Here is a 20,458-nt window from a genome sequence, read left to right on the forward strand (position 1 = left end):
AGGGCGCGTCAGGACAGGGCGCCGGCGTTGACCAGGCCGATCGACACGGAGATGGCGCCGAGCAGCCCGCCGAAGGCCGAATTGTCGGCCTCGATCTGGTCTTTCGACATTTTCAGCAGGCGCGTGGCGACGTTATACGCCAGCACCTGGACCAGCATCGCACCGGCCGCCCATTCGAGGAACTGGTAGTAGTCGCGCGTATGCAGCAGGGCCGAGGCGATCGTCAGCGAAAAGCCGATCAGGGCGCCGCCCAGCGACAGGGCCGCCGCGTGGTTGCCGCCGCGGATCAGCGCCACTTCGTTGAACGGCGTCAGACGCGTATAAATGACAAAAAACGCCATGACCATCGCAACCGCGGTTGCAAGGTGGAGCAGATAGTTTAGGATGGCGGGCACGAAGTTTCCCCATGAAAGATGGTCATAATGGCAGCGCACGACGATCTTAGAGCAAAAAACACGACATGACCAAAAGAATTTTGATACTTTCCGTGTTCGTGGTGGCCTCCTGCGGGCTGGCCTACGAACTGATTGCTGGCGCCTTGTCCAGCTATCTGCTGGGCGATTCGATCCTCCAGTTCTCCACCATCATCGGCTGCTACCTGTTCGCGATGGGCGTCGGCGCCCATTTTTCCAAGTACGTGGCCGAAGAAGACGTCCTGTCGCGTTTTATCGACATCGAGCTGGCCGTGGGCCTGATCGGCGGCCTGTCGGCGGCGCTCTTGTTCATGACGTTTTCGTGGATGACCGCGCCGTTCCGCACCCTGTTGTATGTGCTGGTCTTCATGATCGGAGCCATGGTCGGCATGGAAGTGCCGCTGGTGATGCGCGCCCTGAACGCGCGCGACACCGCCTTCAACGACCTGGTCAGCCGGGTGCTGACCTTCGATTACCTGGGCGCGCTGGCGGTGTCGCTGCTGTTCCCGCTGGTGCTGGCGCCCTATGTGGGCCTGGTGCGCACCGGCTTCCTGTTCGGGATGCTCAATGTCGGCGTGGCCTTCTGGACCCTGTACGTGTTCCGCGCCGAATTGAGCAACATCGGCGCCCGCGTGCTGCGCGCGTCGTGTGTGATGGCGGTGCTGGTCGCCGGCTTCGCGCTGTCGAACCGCATGGTGCAGTGGGGCGAGCATGGCCTGTTCGGCGACGAGATCGTGTACTCCACCAGCACCCCCTACCAGCGCCTGGTGATCACGCAATGGAAGGACGACACGCGCCTGTACATCAACGGCAACCTGCAATTTTCCTCGCGCGACGAGTACCGCTACCACGAAGCGCTGGTGCATCCGGCGCTGCAAACCTTGCCGTGGGCGCGCAGCGTGCTGGTACTGGGCGGCGGCGATGGCCTGGCGCTGCGCGAAATCCTGCGCTACCCGAACATCGAGCACGTCACCGTGGTCGACCTGGACCCGGCCATGACCCAGGCCTTCACCACCCGCGCGGAACTGGTCAGGCTCAATGGCGGCGCCTTCGCCGATGCGCGCGTCAAGGTGGTCAACGCCGACGCCGCGGTCTGGCTGCAGAATACGCGCCAGATGTTCGACGCGGTCATCATCGACTTTCCCGATCCGTCCAGCTTCGCGCTCGGCAAACTGTATTCGGTGCCGTTCTACGGCATGGTGAAAAAGCATGTGGCGGCCAAGGGGCTGGTGGTGGTGCAATCGACGTCGCCGTTCTTCGCGCCGCACGCCTACTGGACCATCGACGCCACCCTGCGCGACGTCGGCATGCGCACCTATCCCTTCCACGCCTACGTGCCCTCGTTCGGCGAATGGGGCTTCATCATGGCCTCGCCCGAACAGGCATACGTGCCGCCCACCAGTTACCGGCTGCCGATGCGCTACCTGAACGAAGCGACCACGCGCGAGATGTTCGTCTTCCCGCCCGACATGCAGCGCCTGGAGATGGCGCCCAACCGGCTCAACACGCAGTCGCTGGTGCACGAGTTCGAGCAGGACTGGCGCAGGGTGATCCGCTGATGGACCGGCGCTCGTTCCTGGCCGTGGCCGGCGGCCTGGGTGCGGCGGCGGTGAGCGCGGCCGGCTTTCGCCAATGGCTGGAGATCACCCCCACCGTGCACTATCCGGGCCGCGCCGAGGGCCACTTCCTGCGCGAGCGCGGCCAGCTGCCGGCGCCGAGCCAGGTGATCGAGACCGACATCGTCATCCTCGGCTCCGGCATCGCCGCCCTGACGGCCGCCTGGAAGCTGGAGCGGGAAGGGCAGCGCAAGGTCCTGATGATCGACGGTCCGCAGCCGTTCGGGAATGCCGCCGGCGGACACTTCGGCGAGCTGGCCTATCCGACCGGCGGCCACTACCTGCCGCTGCCGTCGCCCGAGTCGGTGCATGTGCGCGAGATCCTGTTCGACCTCGGCATCATCGAACGCGATCCCTACGGCGAAAAGCCGTATTACGACGAGCGCTGCATCCTGCACGGCCCGGAAGAGCGCTTGCTGTTCAACGGCCGCTGGCAGGAAGGCTTCATTCCGACCGAGGGCGTGGGCGCGGACGAACTGGCCGAGCACAAACGCTTTTTCGCCGAGGTCGAACGCCTGCGCAAGCTGCGCGGGAGCGACGGCAGGCGCGTGTTCGTGTTCCCGACCGTGAATTCCTCGCGCGACCCGGCCTTCGATGCGCTCGACGACATGACCCTCAAGGACTGGCTGGACCAGCAGGGCTACCGCTCGCCGACCCTGCACTGGTACCTGAACTACTGCTGCCGCGACGACTACGGCACCCGCTACGACAAGGTCTCGGCCTGGGCCGGCCTGCATTACTACTGCAGCCGCTGGGGGCAGGCGGCCAATGCCGGCAACGGCGCCTGGCTGACCTGGCCGGGCGGGATGCAGGTGGTGGCCGACAAGCTGGCCGCCGCCTCGGGCGTGCGGCGGCGCGCCGGCACCGCGGTCTCGCTCAAGCGCAGCGGCGAGGGCGTGGAGGCCCTGTGCTTCACGCTCGACGGCGGCGTGGCGCGCAGCTATCTGGTACGGGCGCGCAAGGCGATCTGCGCGATGCCGCTGTACGTGGCATCGCGCGTGGTCGAGGATATCGGCGCCTACGGCTTCGATGCCAAGCGCCACACGCCGTCGTACGCGCCGTGGATGGTGGCCAACTTCCTCATGAAGGACTTCCCGCGCGAGCTGCCGGAGGCGCCGCTGGCCTGGGACAACGTGGTGTATCAGGAGCCGGGACTGGGCTATGTGGTCTCGACCCACCAGGATATCCGCGTCGCGCCGCCCGAAAAAACCGTGTTTTCGTCCTACGTCGCGCTGTCCGACCGCACGCCCGAGGCGGCGCGCAAATGGATGATGGGCGCCGGCGGCGAGGAACTGGTGGCGCTGGCCGGGGCCGACCTGACCAGCGCCTACGGCTGGAAGTTCGCGGCCTGCGTGGAGCGGGTCGACATCACCCTGCGCGGGCATGCCATGGCCGCGCCGCTGCCGGGTTTTCGCAGCAACGCGGGGCTTCAGGCGCTGCGCCAGGCGGACGGGCCGATCGTGTTCGCGCACGCCGACCTGTCCGGCTTCTCGGTGTTCGAGGAAGCCGCATGGTGGGGCGTGCAGGCCGCGCTGAAGGTGCTGAAATAGGCGCCTAGCGGTAGCTGGCGGCGATGCGCTGCCAGGCCGGATCGTCCTTGAGCTTCCTGAGGATGGGCGCGATCTGGTCGAAGGTGGCGGCCTGGCTGCGCGGCGCCAGCATGCGCCGTTCGGTGGGCGGACTGGCCAGGGGGGCCAGGTGCAGCCTGGACGACATGCCGTGCGTGCGCACGAAGTAATGCGCCATCGATTCGGCGACGATCACGCAATCGACCCGGCCGAGCAGCAGCTTCTCCAGGTTTTTCTCGTCGCTCGGTCCTTCGCTGCGCACCATGCGCGAGGCCGACAGCCAGGCGTCGATGCGGGGATAGGCGTAGCCGTGGGTGACGCCGACCGAAGCGCCCACCAGGCTGGCCGGAGCGTCCGGGCTGACCGGCTTTGCCGCCAGCGACGCCAGCACGTAGCCGTCGGTGGCGAAGGGCGCCGACCACAGGTACTTTTTCTGTTCCACGTCGTCGAACCACTCGGGCATCATGCCGATCACGATGCCGTCGATACTGCCGTCTTCCAGCTTGACCTGGAGGCGCTTGCGCGGCATGTAGCGCAGGCGGAAGGTGAGCTTGCCGGGCTTGCGCTGGTTCAGGTAGGCGATCAGGTCGGGGTACATGCCGCGCCCGTCGTCGAGCATCAGCGGCGCGAAACTGGCGCTGGTGTAGACAGTGACCACCTGGGCCGGCGCGCCCGTCGACAGCAGCAGGGCGCACAGGACGGCCAGGGACAGGACCAGTTTTTTCATCGGGCGATTATCTCACTTTGCCGGGTTGCGGGCATGGACTTCGGCGTCGAGCGTGGCCAGGAACAGGTTGCGCTCGGCGTCGACGATGCGGTCGACCCGGTCCTCGTCCATGCCGATCGCCTCGAGCACGAAGGCGGACAGCTGCAGGCTGGCCTCCAGCGTTTCGGGCACGACGATGGTGGCGCCGGCGCGTTTGAGCGCGCGCGCATGCTGTTCGTCGCGCGAGCGCACCAGCAGCGGCACGTCGGGAAATTCGCGCCGGATGCCGCGCACTGCGTGCAGGGCCGATGCCGGATGGTCCATCGTCAGCACGATGGCGGGCGACTCGCCGGCGTTCACGCGGCGCAGCAGCTCGGCGCGCGCGGCATTGCCGAAGTAGACCGGCAAGCCCTGGCCGTGCATGCTGGTGGCCAGGCGCGCATCGTTTTCGAACGCGATGTAGCCGATGCCTTCGGCCGTGAGCAGCTTGGCCAGCTGCTGGCCGACGCGCCCGAAGCCGGCGATGATGATGCGGCCGCGCGCGGCGCGCAGCGCCGCCTGGTCGGGCGTGGCCGCCTGTTCGTCGCCGCGCGGCTCCCAGCGCGTGCCGATCTCGCGTCCCAGGCGCGCCAGCATCGGCGTGACGAACAGCGACAGGCCGACCGCCAGCATGACGCGCGCGCCCAGGTCGGCGTCGACCAGTTTGCTGGCGGTGGCGTAGCCGATCACGATGAAGGCGAATTCGCCGCCCTGGCCGAGCAGCAGGCCGCCTTCGACCGCGCGGCCCCAGCTCAAGCCGCCGAGGCGGAACAGCACGGCGATGACCAGCGCCTTGAGGGCGATCAGGCCGAACACGGCGCCCGCCAGCCAGAACGGCGCCTCGACGACCTGGCGCGCGTCCATGCCCATGCCGACCGTCATGAAGAACAGGCCCATCAGCAAGCCCTTGAAGGGCTCGACCATCAGTTCGACCTCGTGCTTGAACTCGGTTTCGGCCAGGAGCAGGCCGGCGATCAGGGCGCCGAGCGCCATCGACAGGCCGGCCGCCGCGCTCAGGCCGGCGATGCCGAGGGTCGAGAGCAGCACCAGCGCCATGAACACGTCGGGCTGGCGGTGCCGCGTGAAGATGCGGAACAGCGGGTGGATCAGGCGCCCGCCGACCAGGTAGATCAGGGCGATGGCCAGGCCCGCCTTGACCATGGTGATCGCCACCAGCGACACGATGCCGTCGCTCTCGCCCTTGGCCATGACGCCGATCAGGATCAGGAGCGGCACCACCGCCAGGTCTTGCAGCATCAGGATAGAAAAGCCGGCCTGGCCGAGCGGGGTGTTGGTGCTGTGCTGTTCGTTCATCAGCTGCATCACCACGGCGGTCGACGAGAGCGACAGCACGATGCCGAGGATGACGGCGCTCTCCATGCGGTGGCCGAGCAGGTAGATGGCCGTGCCCAGCAGGACGGCGCTGATGCAGACCTGGGCCGTGCCGGCGCCGAACACCCAGCGCCGCAGCGCCCACAGGCGGGCGGCCGACAGTTCCAGGCCGATCATGAACATCAGGAACAGGACGCCCAGTTCGGCCAGCGCCACCACGCCTTCGGCGCGCGGGAAGGTGAGGTAGGCCAGCCACGGGTGGGTGTCGGCGAACAGGCCCAGGCCGAACGGGCCGAGCAGGGCGCCCACGGCCAGGAAGCCGAGCACCTGGTTGATGCGCAGGCGCTGCAGGGTGGGGATCAGGATGCCCGCGAGCGAGAGGAACAGGAGGATTTCCCGAAGGAATGGGAAGGCGTGTTGCTCTTGCACGGGGTGGGGCCTGTCGAATGGTTGGTCGCGCTTGCCATTTTATAACAGGGGGACGGCGCGGCGGACTTTCCGGTGGCGCCGCGTTGCGGGCGTTTTCTTTGCGGGAGTGTTAAGTGAATGCGCATACATTCTTGCCATTTTCCAGCTTCCATCAGCGGTGCATTGCGGTGTTGTCCACCGCTACGCAGCGCCCGCACTGCCTAGCGGCGTGCGCCTTGCAAGGCATCCGCTTCTGTTGATTGCAAATCACAATAATTTCTGCACACTCCTCTACAGCCGTCCGCGTGCTTGGCGGTGCTGTTGCCTTGCGACCGCGCAAACGTCGGACTATATCCGTGAGGCAATATGACTGACCTGCCGCCTCATCGGAGTTCCTGTATGAAGCCATCGTTTTCCGCCATCCGCAGCCATTATCCGACCCGCGCCGCCACCGATACCGCCGCGCTGTACAAGGCGATCGGCTGGGATGCCCTGATCGGCGTCACGGCCTACCAGAACACCTGCGCCACCCGGGTCAGCCTGGCACTGGTCCGCTCCGGCATGCGCCTGCCCGGGCGGCTGGCGATCCTCAAGGGCGAATACAAGGGCAGCATGATCGAACCCGGCCATGCGCGCCTGTCGATCCTGCTGCAACGGCGTAACCTGCTGGGCCTGCCGGAGATCCATCGCAGCGGCCAGGCGCGCCAGGCCATCGGCAGGCGCAGCGGGATCGTGTCGTTCTGGCGCATCCAGAGCGGCGATGGGCCGGACGAAGGCCATATCGACATCGTCTGCCCCGATCCGGACGGCAGCCCCATCTGCGGCACCCAGTGCTACTGGCAGGCGCGCGAAGTGTGGTTCTGGCCGCTCGACTGAGGGCGGCCCGCCTGGTTGCCTGCGCCCGCCTGCCGGCGCCTCCCTGTTCGCGCCTGCTGGCGCGTGTCCGTGCAATGGATCGGCTGTGCCGGTTCCACGTCGTCGCCCCGCAGCCGCTCGGCGCGCGCCTGCAGAAAGCGTGCGAGCGCGTCGTCCAGGCGCGGCAGCAGGATGCCGCGTTCGGTGTGCAGCGCGCTGTACGACGGGCGCGGCGCCAGATAGCGGCAGTCGGCGCCCGGCTGCGCTTGCAGGCCGCTGGCGTCGACCCCGGCGTGGCGCGCCGCCTTGCCGGCCAGCTCGGCCCAGGTGAGCGGATCGCCGTTGCTCAGGTGCCAGACCCCGCTTTCCTTGTCGATGGCCAGGTCGAGACAGGCGTTGACCAGGTCCGGCACGTAGGTCGGGGTGACGGTGATGTCGCTGGCGGCCGCGAACGGCGCGCCGCGCTCCAGGCTGGCCAGCGCCTGGGTCACGAAGTTGTGGCTGTCCCAGGGGCCGAAAAACGCGCTGGTGCGCACCACCAGCGCGCCCGGGTCGTGCTCCAGCACGGCGCGCTCGGCGGCGGCCTTGCTTTTGCCGTAGATATTGATCGGCGTGACGTCGTCGCTTTCGACATACGGGCACTGGCGGCGGCCGTCGAAGACCAGGTCGCTGGAAAAGGTGGTCAGGTGCGCGCCGTGGCGGGCGCAGGCGGCGGCCAGCAGCGCCGGGCCGGCGACGTTGTCGCGGAAGCAGCGCGCGACGTCGTTCTCGGCCTCGTCCACCCGCACGTAGCCGCTGGCGTTGATGACGGCCCAGGGCTGGTAGCGCCGCATGGCATCCTCCACCGAGGCGGGGTCGGCGATGTCCATCTGCTGACGGTTGAGCAGGCGGTAGGCCAGGTTGCGGTGCGCGCAGATGCGGGCGAAGGCGCGTCCCAGGGTGCCGCTGGCGCCGGTGATCAGGATCGGCGCCGGGGCGGTGCCGACCAGGCTGTGGCCGTCCGCCGCGATCGAGGTCGGCGCTTCGGGCGTGGCCACGGGCGGGCACAGGCAGCGTCCGGCGCGGCGCCACCAGCCCTGGCCGCGCAGCACCGGGTGCGAGGGCGCTCGTCCAGCGGCCAGTTCGCGCATCATGCCCGCCAGCGCGGTGGGGCGCGGCAGCGGCGCGCGCACGTCGAACGGTCCCGGTTCGTAGTAGCCGCGGCAGGCCGTCACCAGGCAATTCCAGTCGAACGAGCCGAGCAGCGCCCAGACGGTGACGGCGCGCAGGTCGACCCCGTTGCGGCGCGCTTGCTGGCCGGCGTCCCACACTTCCAGCAGCCAGCGCAGCTGGTCTTCGCGGTTGGCGTCGATGTGCGCCTCGGTGACGGCCAGCGGAAGGCGGTAGCGGTCCCAGATTTCTTGCAGCAGGGGGCCGAGGCCGGGCGTGGGCGTGGCGAGGGCGCGCGCGGTTTCGATGTCGGCGCAGGGTAGGCCGTTGGCATGGCCGCGAAAGTGCGCGGGGTAGCGTTCGGCCCGGTGGTCGAGCCAGCGCTCGCTGGTCACGTAGTAGTTGACGCCGATCAGGTCGGGCGGACAGGGATTGTCGCGGAACCAGAGCAGCGCGGCCGGCTCGGCGCCGTGGCGGGTCAGGTAGTCCCACAGCGCGTGATCGCGGTCGACTTTGCCGCACAGCAGATCCCAGCCCAGCCAGCGCCGCTCGTTGTAGAAGCCGGCGCAGTGGGCCATGGCGGGCGTGCTGTAGGTCTTGCCGAGGTCGTCGGTCTGGAGCAGGCGCGCGCGCGGATTGACGCGCCGGATCGCGCGCATCGCCAGCACCGTGGCGCGGCACTGGATCAACAGCGCCTGCAGGAAACTGCGGTCGTCGCGCCCGTGCGGATACCACAGGCCGTACAGGCCGGAAAAACGCGCCGTGGTCAGCGGTTCGTTGACGGGGGTGTAATCCTCGATCCACGGGTAGCGCGCGGCCACCGCGCCCGCGTAGTCGGCCAGCCCGGTGGCGAATCCCGGATCGGTCAGGCAGGTGTGGCGCGGGCCGCTGCCGTGGTGCACCAGCCCGGCGATGGGGCCGATGCCGGCCGCGCGCAGGGCATGCAGGCGCTGGTCGGCCCAGCTCCAGTCGGCGCCGGCCAAGCCGTCGGGCGCCACGCGTTCCCACAGCAGGGGGTAGCGGATCCTGCTGATGCCTAATGAGGCAAAGCGCGCCACATCGTCGGCGCGGGCGTGATGTCCATTCCTTTCTATCTGGCTGAAGTAGTTTTCTCCCACACGGTTGACCGTGCATTCGAGCCCGCCCCAGAGGGCGAGCGGCTGGCGTGCCGCAGCGCTGTCGATTGTTTGCATAGATTTACTCATGACATTTAAGCAAGTTTGAATTTAGATATCGGGCAGCGCGGAAAAGTTCAGACGCGCGATGGGCGCGCTCGCCGAGATGACAAAAAACAACGAGAAAGTGCTGGCATCCAGGAAATTTTTGTTAATCGTGTACAAAGATGATATGAATCAATGATATGATCCGCTATCAATTACGTAACAATAATTTCCTTCTAGATAATAAGTTAGGGTATCAATGAAATTCACAGCACTCCTGGGCGGCTTGTTTGCCGCCGCCATGCTCGTCAGCGGCGCAGCGCGCGCTGAACTCGTTACCAATGGCAGCTTCGAAGTCAACAAGACCTCCGGTTCGTGGCAGCAGTTCAGCGCCATCAACGGCTGGACTTCCAGCAGCAATGTGTTCGAAATCCAGAAGGGCGCCAAGCAAGGCGGCGTCGCCGGTTTCAACCCGTACGCAGCCAACGGCCGCCAGTACCTGGAACTGAACAGCACCGGCCTGAGCTCGGTATGGCAGATGATCGACACCTCGGCAGCCGGCCTGTACTCGGTCTCGTTCGCCTTCTCGGGCCGTCCGGACACCGCCGGCGGCGCCAACAGCGCGATGAATGTGTACTGGGGCGACACCAAGCTCAACGATTCGCTGCTGATGGGCGGCACCAACGGCCAGTGGAGCTTCTTCAGCATCACCGACCTGGTCGCCACCAGCGCGCTGACGCAGCTGCGTTTCGAATCGGTCGGTCCGACCTCGGCGCCGACCTACGGTTCCTACCTCGACGCCGTCTCGGTCGAAGTAACCCCGGTACCCGAGCCGGAAACCTACGCCCTGTTCCTGCTGGGCCTGGCTGTCGTCGGTTTCACCACCCGCCGCAACAAACAAGCCTGATCTCGCGCGCCATTGACGCGCCTCAAACCGGGGTCAGAGCTTTAATTAGAAATCTTTCTAATTAAAGCTCTGACCCCGGTTGGTGTTTTTGCTGTCGCATGGTGCGCAGGCAATGAAAAACGCCGCCGGCTTGATTGCCCGGCGGCGTTTTTTTCGTCTGGATCTTGCGGGACCGCGGTCCCGCGCGCCACGCTTAGTCCTTCAGGTCGGCCGGCACCTTGCCGCCATTGGCCGCCAGCTTGTTCATGACCTGGCGATGCAGCCAGATATTCATCGAGGCCGAATCGCCGGTGTCGCCCTTGTAGTCGAGCTCGCTCGCGAGTTCCTTGCGCGATTGCAGGCTGCTGTCCAGGTTCAAGAGCTTGAGCAGGTCGACGATCGAGGTGCGCCAGTTCAGGTTCTGGCTTTGCGGCATGCCGCTCAGGATCGCTTCGACGTCAACCTGCTCCATCGGCGCGGCCGGTGGCGGAACGGCGGCCTTGGCCGGTGCGGCGGCGGGCGCCGCGCCAGCCGATTGCATCGATGCCGGCGGCGCCGCCTGGGTCGATGCCGGTTGCACCGCCGGATGGGTCGAAGGGAAGATTTTGTGGAAGATATTGCTGAGAATGCCCATGTGTGACCTCGTTTTGTGTGGGTGAGTGAATCAGTGGAAGCCGATTAACGGCGCATGCCTTCGGCCACGCGGCCGAGCACGATCGCCAGCGCGGCGCCGCCGATGGTCTTGACCAGGGTCGGATGCTCGGCGTAAAAGTCGCCCATGCGGTCGACAATGCTCGGGTTGTTGCGTTCGGCGTCTTCGGCGATGTGCTGGACTTGCTCCGGCGTCAGCTGGGCCGCTTGCTCAGGCGTAATCGCAGCCGGCGTCTCGCCGCCACGGAACAGGTTGCCGAGGGCGCCGCCCGCAATCGAGCCGAGCAGCCCAGGGCCGACGTTGCCGATCAGCTGGTTGAGCATGCCGGCGCGCTGCTTGGCGTCGCTGTGGCCGAACAGCTGGCCTATCATTTGCGGAAACGGCGGCGTCTGGTCGGAACGCAATGCCTCCGAGACACCCTGGGCCACCGTGCTACGCGGCGCGTTCTGCGCGACCTGGTCGAAATCGTCGTCGACAGCCCGCCCGCCATTGTTGCCGGCGGCGCCGCCCAGGTATTGCTGTAACAGATTGCCTAAATCGAAAGCCATACATCCTCCAATCGGATTGAGAAGACCGGCCCGGCCGAAAGGCGCGAGCCGATGCGGGAGCTTAGGCCGCAATGGGGCTGGCATCTGTACGCCAGCGCACCGTGACGGGTTGAAGCTGTTAATCAGGCAAGTTTCCGATGCTAAGTAAATGGTTGCGTGGCAAGCTGCTGAGCCATAAGCTGTCGGTTTTGCTCGATGCCATGCCGATGCCTTACCTGTCGATCCTCTTGTTTGCCGCCGTGTTCGCGGGCGCCGTGCTGGCCTGGGAGGCGCCGCTGTGGGTGGGGACGCTGTACGCGCTGGCCAGCCTGGTCTGCTTTGCCGTGTACGCGCGCGACAAGGCGGCGGCGCGCGCCGGACGGCGCCGTACGCCGGAACGCACCTTGTTGCTGCTCGGTCTGCTGTGCGGCTGGCCCGGAGCGCTGCTGGCGCAGCAGTGGCTGCGCCACAAGTCGTCCAAGATGCCGTTCCTGGTGGCATCCTGGGGCACGGTGGTCGGCAATATCGGCTTCTTTCTGTACTTGGCATCGCCGGTGTCGTTCTTGCGCATGGCGGAAGGCATTCGCTGACGCCCGCCACGGAACATGGTAAGGTCCTGCCTATGTGGAATTACCCTGACATCCTGGCCCATCGGGGCGGCGGCAAGCTGGCGCCCGAAAACACCATCGCTGGCCTGCGCTGCGGCCTCGAGCACGGCTTTCGCGCGGTCGAGTTCGATGTCATGCTGGCGCGCGACGGCGTGCCTGTCGTCATGCACGACCCCTACCTCGGGCGCACCGTCGCCGGTGCCGGCAATGTCTTCGATTACGACGCCGCCGAACTGGTCACGATGGACGCCGGCAACTGGTTCGGCGCCCGCTTCAAGGGCGAAACGGTGCCCCTGTTCACCGCATTCGTCCAGTTCTGCAAGGACCACGGCATCTGGATGAATATCGAGATCAAGCCCGCCCCCGGCTTCGAGGAAGAAACGGGCAGGGTGGTGGCCAGCCTCGCGCGCGCCCTGTTCGGACTGGAAATCGCCCGGGACGATGCGCGCCGGATCCCCCTGCTGTCGTCCTTCAGCCCGGTCGCGCTGGCCGCGGCCATGCAGGCGGCGCCCGACCTGCCGCGCGCCTTGCTGCTCGAGCGCCTGGAGGAGGGATGGCAAGACCAGGCCCGCGCCTTGCAGGCGGTGGCCATCCATACCAGCCACAAGCACCTCGACGAAGCGCAGGCGCGCGCGGTCAAGGACGCCGGTTACGGCCTGTTTTGCTACACCGTCAACGATCCGGCCCGCGCACGCACGCTCCTGGGCTGGGGCGTGGACGCCTTCTGCACCGACCGCATCGACCTGATCGGGCCGGATTTCGCCTGAGACCCCGGCGCCGGCCGTCCCAGACGGTGTTGACTGCAGTCGCATACGCTATAATCGTTTTTTTATAGCATGCTGCCCTCTCACGCCCATACGACATGAAATCATCCGAAATCCGCGACAAATTCCTGAAGTTCTTCGAATCCAAAGGCCATACGATTGTCCGTTCGAGCTCACTCGTACCGGGCAACGATCCGACCCTGATGCTCACCAACAGCGGCATGGTGCAGTTCAAGGATGTGTTCACCGGCACCGACAGCCGCCCGTACACCCGCGCCACCTCGGTGCAGCGCTGCGTGCGCGCCGGCGGCAAGCATAACGACCTGGAAAACGTCGGCTACACCGCGCGCCACCACACCTTCTTCGAAATGCTGGGTAACTTCAGCTTCGGCGACTACTTCAAGCGCGACGCCATCAACTACGCGTGGGAGCTGCTCACCAAGGTGTACGGCCTGCCGGCCGAGAAGCTGACCGTCACCGTCTACATGGAAGACGACGAAGCCTACGACATCTGGGCCAACGAAGTGGGCGTGCCGAAAGAGCGCATCATCCGCATCGGCGACAACAAGGGCGCGCGCTACGCGTCGGACAATTTCTGGCAGATGGCCGACACCGGCCCATGCGGCCCGTGCACCGAGATTTTCTACGACCACGGCGCCGACATTCCGGGCGGCCCGCCAGGCTCGCCCGACGAAGACGGCGACCGCTTCATCGAAATCTGGAACCTGGTGTTCATGCAGTTCAACCGCGACGAAGCGGGCGTGATGCACAAGCTGCCGAAGCCCTGCGTCGATACCGGCATGGGCATGGAGCGCCTGGCCGCCGTGCTGCAGCACGTGCATTCGAACTACGAGATCGACCTGTTCCAGGCATTGATCAAGGCCGCCGCGCGCGAAACCGGCACCACCGACCTGGAAAACAAGTCGCTGCGCGTGATCGCCGACCACATTCGCGCATCGGCCTTCATGATCGTCGACGGCGTCATTCCGGGCAGCGAAGCGCGTGCCTACGTCCTGCGCCGCATCATCCGCCGCGCGCTGCGCCACGGCCACAAGCTGGGCCAGACCAAGCCGTTCTTCTTCAAGCTGGTGGAAGACCTGAACATCGAGATGGGCGCAGCCTATCCCGAGCTGGCCGCGGTCAAGAAGCGCGTCGCCGACATGATCGAAGCCGAGGAAATCAATTTCGGCCGCACGCTCGAAAACGGCATGAAAGTGCTGGAAGCGCAGCTGGCCAAGAACCCGGGCAAGCTCGATGGCGCCACCGCCTTCCTGCTGTACGACACCTACGGCTTCCCGCTCGACCTGACCGCCGATATCTGCCGCGAGCGCAATATCGATTTCGACGAAGCGGGCTTCCATGAAGCGATGAAGCGCCAGAAGGAGCAGGCCGGCGCCGGCGCCGGTGGCGCCAAGCAGAAAAACGTCGAATACACGGGCGAGAAGAACAAGTTCGTCGGCTACGACAGCCTGGCGCACGCCAGCCGCGTGGTGGCCCTGTACGCCGACGGCAGCGCGGTGCAGGAACTGGCGGCCGGGCAGAGCGGCATCGTGGTGCTCGACACCACCCCGTTCTACGCCGAATCGGGCGGCCAGGTGGGCGACCAGGGCGTGCTCGCCTCAAGCAGCGCCACCTTCAGCGTCGACGACACCCTCAAGGTGCAGGCCGACGTCTTCGGTCACCATGGCGTGCTGACGGCCGGCGTGCTCAAAGTGGGCGACACGGTCGACGCCAAGGTCGACCAGGCCAAGCGCGCGCGCACCATCCGCAATCACTCCGCAACGCACCTGATGCACAAGGCGCTGCGCGAAGTGCTGGGCGACCATGTGGCGCAAAAAGGCTCGGTGGTCGATCCCGACCGCACCCGTTTCGACTTCTCGCACAATGCGCCGCTGACGGCCGACCAGATCGCCCAGGTCGAAGTCATCGTCAACCGCGAGATCCTGGAAAACCATGCCACCCAGGCGCAGCACATGAGTTTCGATGACGCCGTCAAGCATGGCGCCATGGCGCTGTTCGGCGAAAAATACGGCGACCAAGTGCGCGTGCTCGATATCGGTTCGTCCAAAGAGCTGTGCGGTGGCGTCCACGTGGGCCGCACCGGCGACATTGGCCTGTTCAAGATCATCGGCGAAGGCGGCGTCGCCGCCGGCATCCGCCGCGTCGAAGCGGTGACCGGCGAAGGCGCGCTGGCGCTGGTGCAGTCGCTCAACCGCCGCGTGCAGGAAGCGGCAGGCGCGCTGAAAACCACGCCGGACGAACTGGGCAACCGCATCGCGCAGGTGCAGGACCACGTCAAGTCGCTGGAAAAGGAACTGGCGGCGCTGAAGTCGAAACTGGCGGCAGGGCAGGGCGATGAACTGGCCGGCAAGGCGGTCGACGTGAACGGCGTCAAGGTGGTCGCGGCGGTGCTGGAAGGCGCCGATTCGGCACGCCTGCTGGAAACCCTGGACAAGCTGAAGGACAAGCTGAAGACGGCCGCCATCGTGCTGGCCAGCGTGGCCGACGGCAAGGTCAGCCTGATCGCCGGCGTGACGGCCGATGCGACGTCCAGGGTCAAGGCGGGCGAGCTGGTCAACTTCGTGGCGCAGCAAGTCGGCGGCAAGGGTGGCGGACGTCCCGACATGGCGCGCGCCGGCGGCACCGATCCGAGCGGCCTGGATGCGGCGCTGGCGGGCGTGACGGCCTGGGTGGCCGAGCGCGCGTAACATACGTCGCCCCGCGCAGGCGGTGGCCCAGGTTCGCCGGCGTCGCCAGTGACTGCGGCAGCTCGGACCCCGCCTTCGCGGGGGGGCGGCGCTGGCTGCGCGAGCACGACGTGGTTAACCATGCGTCACAGTACGGCGCCGACCGATTCGCCACATCACTTCAGACGTTTCTTACACGCAGCTTACAATTTCAGTTGCAGCCCCGTTATTGTCGTTGTGACCATGCAACAAGCAATTTTAATATTGGTGCGGTGCGTCAAATTTGCGGATTTGGAGTATATTTGTTGGGTGAGTAGTCCAATCCACCCAAAGAGCATGCGATGAGCGATACAACTTTCGACAGCGAGATCATGGAATACCAGAAGGAACTCGACGCGCGGGGACTCAATTGCCCACTGCCGATCCTGAAGGCCAAGAAGGCGCTCGCGGAAATGGAAACCGGCGAAGTGCTGCGCATCGTCGCCACCGATACCGGTTCCGTGCGCGACTTCCAGGCCTTTGCCAAGCAGACCGGCAATGCCCTCGTTTCCCACACCCAGAACGGCCGCGAATTCATCTTTTTGATGCGCCGCAAATAAAATCACGGACGGGGCAAGGCAGCAGCACGCCCCGCGATTTTTCCCGAACAATTTCCCGACTTCATGACCAAGCCCGATGATTAGGTGGTTTCCTCTAGCTAAAAATCGCACGATCGTGCTTTAATTTAGCGGGAAAACCATTTTTCTCATATAATCTAGGCCACTTTAGTCAAGTCACCTTATTTATTCTTCCAAAGGCACCCCTATGAAAGTCCTGGTTCCCGTCAAACGCGTGGTCGACTACAACGTCAAAGTGCGTGTGAAATCCGACGGCAGCGGCGTCGATATCGCCAATGTCAAAATGTCGATGAATCCTTTCGACGAGATCGCGCTGGAAGAAGCGATGCGCCTGAAAGAAGCCGGCAAGGTCACCGAAGTGGTGGCTGTCTCCTGCGGCGTGACCCAGTGCCAGGAAACCCTGCGCACCGGCATGGCCATCGGCGCCGACCGCGGCATCCTGGTCGAAACGAGCGCCGAACTCGAACCGCTGGCCGTGGCCAAGCTGCTCAAGGCGCTGGCCGACAAGGAACAGCCGCAGCTGATCATCCTGGGCAAGCAAGCCATCGATGACGATTCGAACCAGACCGGCCAGATGCTGGCCGCCCTGCTGGGTTGGCCGCAAGCCACGTTCGCCTCGAAAGTCGTGCTGGACGACGGCAAAGTCACCGTCACACGCGAAGTCGACGGCGGCCTGGAAACCCTGGCCCTGACCCTGCCGGCCATCGTCACCACCGATCTGCGCCTGAACGAGCCGCGCTACGTCACCCTGCCGAACATCATGAAGGCCAAGAAAAAGCCGCTCGACGTGGTCAAGCCGGAAGAGCTGGGCGTCGATGTGGCCGCGCGCCTGAAGACCCTGAAAGTCGTCGAGCCAGCCAAGCGTTCGGCCGGCATCAAGGTGCCGGATGCGGCCACCCTGGTCGCCAAGCTGCGCACCGAAGCCAAAGTTATCTGATCGCGGCCTGGCCGTCTCACCTAAAAATACAGGAAAAATCATGGTCGCATTAGTCATTGCTGAACACGACAACGCCTCCCTCAAGGGAAGCACCCACCACACCGTTACCGCCGCTGTCGAATGCGGCGGCGAAGTGCACATCCTCGTTGCTGGCAGCAACTGCGGCGGCGCCGCTGCGCAAGCGGCCGCCATCGCCGGCGTGACCAAGGTACTGGTCGCCGACGCGCCGCACCACGCCGACGGCCTGGCCGAGAACGTGGCCGAGCAGGTCCTGGGCCTGGCGGCGTCGTACTCGCACATCCTCGCTCCCGCTACCGCCTACGGCAAGAACATCCTGCCGCGCGTGGCCGCCAAGCTGGACGTGGCGCAGATCTCCGAGATCACCAAGGTCGATTCGCCGGACACCTTCGAGCGTCCGATCTACGCCGGCAACGCCATCGCCACCGTGCAGTCGTCGGACAAGATCAAGGTCATCACCGTGCGCACCACCGGTTTCGACGCCGCCGCCGAAGGCGGTTCGGCTGCCACCGAAGCCATCGGCGCGGTGGCCGATTCGGGCAAGTCGCGCTTTGTCGGCCGCGAACTGGCCAAGTCGGATCGTCCTGAACTGACCGCCGCGAAAATCATCGTTTCCGGTGGCCGCGGCATGGGCTCGGGCGACAACTTCAAGCTGCTCGAGCCGCTGGCCGACAAGCTGGGCGCCGCCATGGGCGCCTCGCGCGCCGCGGTCGACGCCGGCTTCGTGCCGAACGACTGGCAGGTCGGCCAGACCGGCAAGATCGTCGCGCCGTCGCTGTACATCGCGGTCGGTATCTCCGGCGCGATCCAGCATCTGGCCGGCATGAAGGATTCGAAGACCATCGTGGCGATCAACAAGGATCCGGAAGCGCCGATCTTCTCGGTGGCCGACTACGGCATCGTCGGCGACCTGTTCGAGGTAGTGCCTGACCTGGTCAAGCAACTCGGCTAAGCCGTACAGCATCTGCAGCACACACCTGTAGGGTGGGCACGGGAACCCTGTGCCCACCCTACACGTCCATTGGAAGCGCAATTTTAGGAGATCAAGGTGACTTACAAAGCCCCGCTGAAAGACATGCTGTTCGTGATGAACGAACTGGCCGGACTGTCCACCGTCAACACGCTGCCCGGTTGCGAAGACGCCACCGCCGACACGGTCGAAGCCGTCCTCGAAGAAAACGCCAAATTCTGCGCCAACGTGGTCGCGCCCCTGAACCACGCCAGCGACAAGGAGCCGAGCTTCTGGCACGACGGCCAGGTGACCACCTCCAGGGGCTTCAAGGAAGCCTTCAAGGGCTTTGCCGAAGCCGGCTGGCAGGGCGTGCAGCATCCGGTCGAATTCGGCGGCCAGGGCTTGCCCAAGCTGGTGGCCACGCCGTGCATCGAGATGCTCAACGCCTCGAGCATCTCGTTCGCGCTGGTGGCCCTGCTGTCGGACGGTGCGATCGAAGCGCTGCTGACGGCCGGATCGAGCGCGCAGAAGGCGACCTACCTGGAGAACCTGGTGTCGGGCAAATGGACCGGCACCATGAACCTGACCGAGCCGCAGGCCGGTTCCGACCTGGCCGCCGTGCGCACCCGCGCCGAGCCGCAGGGCGACGGTACCTACAAGGTATTCGGCACCAAGATCTTCATCACCTACGGTGAGCACGACCTGACCGAAAACATCGTCCACCTGGTGCTGGCGCGCACGCCGGACGCGCCGGCGGGCGTGAAGGGCATTTCGCTGTTCATCGTGCCGAAGTTCCTGGTCAACGCCGACGGTTCGCTGGGCGCGCGCAACGACGCGCACTGCGTCTCGATCGAGCACAAACTCGGCATCAAGGCCAGCCCCACCGCCGTGCTGCAGTTCGGCGACAACGGCGGCGCGATCGGCACCCTGGTCGGCGAAGAGAACCGCGGCCTCGAATACATGTTCATCATGATGAACGCGGCGCGCTTCGGCGTCGGCATGCAGGGCATCGGCCTGGCCGAGCGTTCGTACCAGCAGGCGGTAGCCTTCGCCAAGGACCGCGTGCAGTCGCGCGACCTGGCCGGTTCGGCCGGCCCGGTATCGATCATCCACCACCCCGACGTGCGCCGCATGCTGATGTCGATGCGTTCGCAGGTCGAGGCGGCGCGCGCGCTGGCCTACGTCGGTGCGGGCATCAGCGACGTCGCCCACCACCACGAAGACGCGGCCGTGCGCGCGTCCAACCTGGCGCTGTACGAATACCTGGTGCCGATCATCAAAGGCTGGTCGACCGAGATGTCGCAGGACGTCACGCGCGACGGCGTGCAGGTACACGGCGGCATGGGCTTCATCGAAGAAACCGGCAGCGCGCAGCACTACCGCGACGCCAAGATCCTGACCATCTACGAAGGCACGACCGCGATCCAGGCCAACGACCTGGTGGGCCGCAAGACGGTGCGCGACGGCGGCGCGGTGGCCAGATCGATCATCGGCCAGGTGCGCGAGACCGAGGCGCTGCTGGCCGGCCAGGATGGCGCCGACTTCAAGGCGATCCATCGCGCGCTCGCCGAAGGCAGCGTGGCGCTGGAAGCGGTGGTGGATTACGTGGCCGGGAACATGAAGACCGATATCAAGGGCGTGTTTTCGGGCAGCGTGCCGTACCTGAAACTGGCCGGCATCGTGCTTGGCGGCTGGGTGATGGCACGCGCGGCGCTGGTGGCGCAGGCCAAGCTTGACGGCGGCGCCGGCGACGCGGCCTTCTACAAGGCCAAGATCGCCACGGCGCGCTTCTTCGCGGACCACATCCTGACGCAGGCGTCGGGCTTGCGTACGGCGATCGTGGAAGGTAGTGCAGGGGTGCTGGCGCTGACGGAAGACCAGTTCTAAGGCAGCACCGTTAGCCCGTCGTTCCCGCGCCTTGGCGCGGGATCGGCAGCGATTTTATGAGCGCCGAATCGAATTGCCCGCATTGCGCACGCGGTCCCCGCGCTGCAATCCCGGCTGGCTGTTGAACTTGAACGAACGGCGCTGGCCGTTGTCGTACTCGACATCCACCGTCCACACCGTGCGCGCATTGGCGCGTTCCTGGATCGCCTTGCCCGCATACGCACCGCCGATGGCGCCCGCCACGGTGGCGACCGCGCGCCCCGATCCGCTGCCGACCTGATTGCCCAGCAGGCCGCCCACGGCGCCGCCGCCGACCACCCCCAGTGCATTCGCTTCGCCCTTCTGGCGCGCGCTGTGCACCGCCGTCACCTTGCCGCAGTCGCGGCACTGCGCGCCCCGGTCGTTGCGGTCATCGTCGCGCTCGCCCCCGCGCGCCGCCGCCAGCGCGCGCGTGTTCTCGGCCTTGGCCGCGCGCAGGCATTTCATGCGCTGCCCGTCATTGCGCTCGTCGTTGCAAATTTCGCGGTCCTGCGCGTACTGCGCGTCGGCGGCGCGCACCTGCGCGGACGAGGCCTGCGCCGTTCCCATCGCGCCGCCCAGCGCCAGTGCCAGCGCCAGCGTCAAATTAAGTTTCATCATGGTCTTCTCCTGATCGATTTATCGTGCTCGCCAACGAG

Annotated in this window: 18 protein-coding genes; 11 read left to right on the forward strand and 7 right to left on the reverse strand. The window is 65.9% G+C overall.

Annotation, left to right across the window (positions count from 1 at the left end; all coding sequences use genetic code 11):
• Positions 1 to 8: 8 nt before the first annotated feature.
• Entirely contained in the window at positions 9 to 395 is a 387-nt protein-coding gene (locus EJB06_RS25800) for a DUF350 domain-containing protein (protein WP_267876914.1), read from the reverse strand.
• 65 nt (positions 396 to 460) lie between these two features.
• Here EJB06_RS25800 and EJB06_RS25805 point away from each other — a divergent pair, with 65 nt between their 5' ends.
• Together EJB06_RS25805 and EJB06_RS25810 are read left to right on the forward strand one after the other, a co-directional pair.
• Positions 461 to 1,972, forward strand: a complete 1,512-nt coding sequence (locus EJB06_RS25805) for a polyamine aminopropyltransferase (protein WP_126076905.1) — start codon at positions 461 to 463, stop codon at positions 1,970 to 1,972.
• Positions 1,972 to 3,579: an NAD(P)-binding protein gene (locus tag EJB06_RS25810; RefSeq protein ID WP_126076906.1), complete on the forward strand. Its 1,608-nt coding sequence runs from the start codon at positions 1,972 to 1,974 to the stop codon at positions 3,577 to 3,579. The genes EJB06_RS25805 and EJB06_RS25810 overlap by 1 nt, the downstream gene beginning before the upstream one ends.
• A 4-nt stretch (positions 3,580 to 3,583) precedes the next feature.
• Here EJB06_RS25810 and EJB06_RS25815 read toward each other — a convergent pair whose 3' ends face one another.
• Together EJB06_RS25815 and EJB06_RS25820 are read right to left on the reverse strand one after the other, a co-directional pair.
• Positions 3,584 to 4,324, reverse strand: a complete 741-nt coding sequence (locus tag EJB06_RS25815) for a substrate-binding periplasmic protein (protein ID WP_126076907.1) — start codon at positions 4,322 to 4,324, stop codon at positions 3,584 to 3,586.
• Between the two features lie 12 nt (positions 4,325 to 4,336).
• Complete coding sequence (locus EJB06_RS25820) at positions 4,337 to 6,103, reverse strand: cation:proton antiporter domain-containing protein (protein ID WP_126076908.1); 1,767 nt, start codon at positions 6,101 to 6,103, stop codon at positions 4,337 to 4,339.
• A 378-nt stretch (positions 6,104 to 6,481) separates the two neighbouring features.
• Here EJB06_RS25820 and EJB06_RS25825 point away from each other — a divergent pair, with 378 nt between their 5' ends.
• Positions 6,482 to 6,958 (forward strand): T6SS effector amidase Tae4 family protein, encoded by a 477-nt coding sequence (locus EJB06_RS25825; RefSeq protein ID WP_164558042.1) that lies wholly within the window; start codon positions 6,482 to 6,484, stop codon positions 6,956 to 6,958.
• Here the strand turns inward: EJB06_RS25825 and EJB06_RS25830 are convergent.
• Positions 6,916 to 9,279, reverse strand: coding sequence for a sugar nucleotide-binding protein (locus EJB06_RS25830; protein WP_126076910.1), 2,364 nt, complete (start codon positions 9,277 to 9,279; stop codon positions 6,916 to 6,918). The two genes, EJB06_RS25825 and EJB06_RS25830, sit on opposite strands and share 43 nt — an antisense overlap.
• Before the next feature lie 226 nt (positions 9,280 to 9,505).
• On the opposite strand from EJB06_RS25830, the gene EJB06_RS25835 reads away from it, so the two are divergent.
• Positions 9,506 to 10,153: a DUF642 domain-containing protein gene (locus EJB06_RS25835; RefSeq protein WP_126076911.1), complete on the forward strand. Its 648-nt coding sequence runs from the start codon at positions 9,506 to 9,508 to the stop codon at positions 10,151 to 10,153.
• 193 nt (positions 10,154 to 10,346) lie between these two features.
• On the opposite strand, the gene EJB06_RS25840 is transcribed toward EJB06_RS25835, so the two are convergent.
• Both EJB06_RS25840 and EJB06_RS25845 read right to left on the reverse strand, forming a co-directional pair.
• On the reverse strand, positions 10,347 to 10,766 hold the full coding sequence (locus EJB06_RS25840) for a DUF3597 domain-containing protein (RefSeq protein WP_126076912.1): 420 nt from the start codon (positions 10,764 to 10,766) through the stop codon (positions 10,347 to 10,349).
• Positions 10,767 to 10,810: 44 nt separating this feature from the next.
• A complete protein-coding gene (locus EJB06_RS25845) occupies positions 10,811 to 11,332 on the reverse strand; it encodes a hypothetical protein (protein ID WP_126076913.1) in 522 nt (173 codons plus the stop codon).
• Between the two features lie 137 nt (positions 11,333 to 11,469).
• On the opposite strand from EJB06_RS25845, the gene EJB06_RS25850 reads away from it, so the two are divergent.
• The 7 genes from EJB06_RS25850 to EJB06_RS25880 all read left to right on the forward strand — a co-directional run bounded on the left by EJB06_RS25850 (position 11,470) and on the right by EJB06_RS25880 (position 19,781).
• Positions 11,470 to 11,901, forward strand: a complete 432-nt coding sequence (locus EJB06_RS25850; protein WP_307720481.1) for a DUF1294 domain-containing protein — start codon at positions 11,470 to 11,472, stop codon at positions 11,899 to 11,901.
• 32 nt (positions 11,902 to 11,933) lie between these two features.
• Positions 11,934 to 12,686 (forward strand): glycerophosphodiester phosphodiesterase, encoded by a 753-nt coding sequence (gene ugpQ, locus EJB06_RS25855; protein ID WP_126076914.1) that lies wholly within the window; start codon positions 11,934 to 11,936, stop codon positions 12,684 to 12,686.
• A 95-nt stretch (positions 12,687 to 12,781) separates the two neighbouring features.
• On the forward strand, positions 12,782 to 15,391 hold the full coding sequence (gene alaS, locus EJB06_RS25860) for an alanine--tRNA ligase (RefSeq protein ID WP_126076915.1): 2,610 nt from the start codon (positions 12,782 to 12,784) through the stop codon (positions 15,389 to 15,391).
• A gap of 350 nt (positions 15,392 to 15,741) precedes the next feature.
• Positions 15,742 to 15,969, forward strand: coding sequence for a sulfurtransferase TusA family protein (locus EJB06_RS25865; RefSeq protein WP_054268154.1), 228 nt, complete (start codon positions 15,742 to 15,744; stop codon positions 15,967 to 15,969).
• Between the two features lie 205 nt (positions 15,970 to 16,174).
• The gene (locus EJB06_RS25870; RefSeq protein ID WP_126076916.1) at positions 16,175 to 16,924 is read left to right on the forward strand and encodes an electron transfer flavoprotein subunit beta/FixA family protein; all 750 of its coding nucleotides are present in this window, start codon (positions 16,175 to 16,177) and stop codon (positions 16,922 to 16,924) included.
• Positions 16,925 to 16,964: 40 nt separating this feature from the next.
• Positions 16,965 to 17,894 carry an electron transfer flavoprotein subunit alpha/FixB family protein gene (locus EJB06_RS25875; RefSeq protein ID WP_126076917.1) on the forward strand — a complete coding sequence of 310 codons (930 nt, stop codon included), beginning with the start codon at positions 16,965 to 16,967 and terminating at the stop codon, positions 17,892 to 17,894.
• Between the two features lie 96 nt (positions 17,895 to 17,990).
• Positions 17,991 to 19,781 (forward strand): acyl-CoA dehydrogenase, encoded by a 1,791-nt coding sequence (locus EJB06_RS25880; protein WP_126076918.1) that lies wholly within the window; start codon positions 17,991 to 17,993, stop codon positions 19,779 to 19,781.
• Between the two features lie 54 nt (positions 19,782 to 19,835).
• Here EJB06_RS25880 and EJB06_RS25885 read toward each other — a convergent pair whose 3' ends face one another.
• Entirely contained in the window at positions 19,836 to 20,420 is a 585-nt protein-coding gene (locus tag EJB06_RS25885) for a glycine zipper 2TM domain-containing protein (protein WP_126076919.1), read from the reverse strand.
• Positions 20,421 to 20,458 lie beyond the last annotated feature (38 nt).

Origin of the sequence: Massilia atriviolacea (genome assembly GCF_003953935.1) — a bacterium.
Classification (GTDB): Bacteria; Pseudomonadota; Gammaproteobacteria; order Burkholderiales; family Burkholderiaceae_D; genus Telluria_A; species Telluria_A atriviolacea.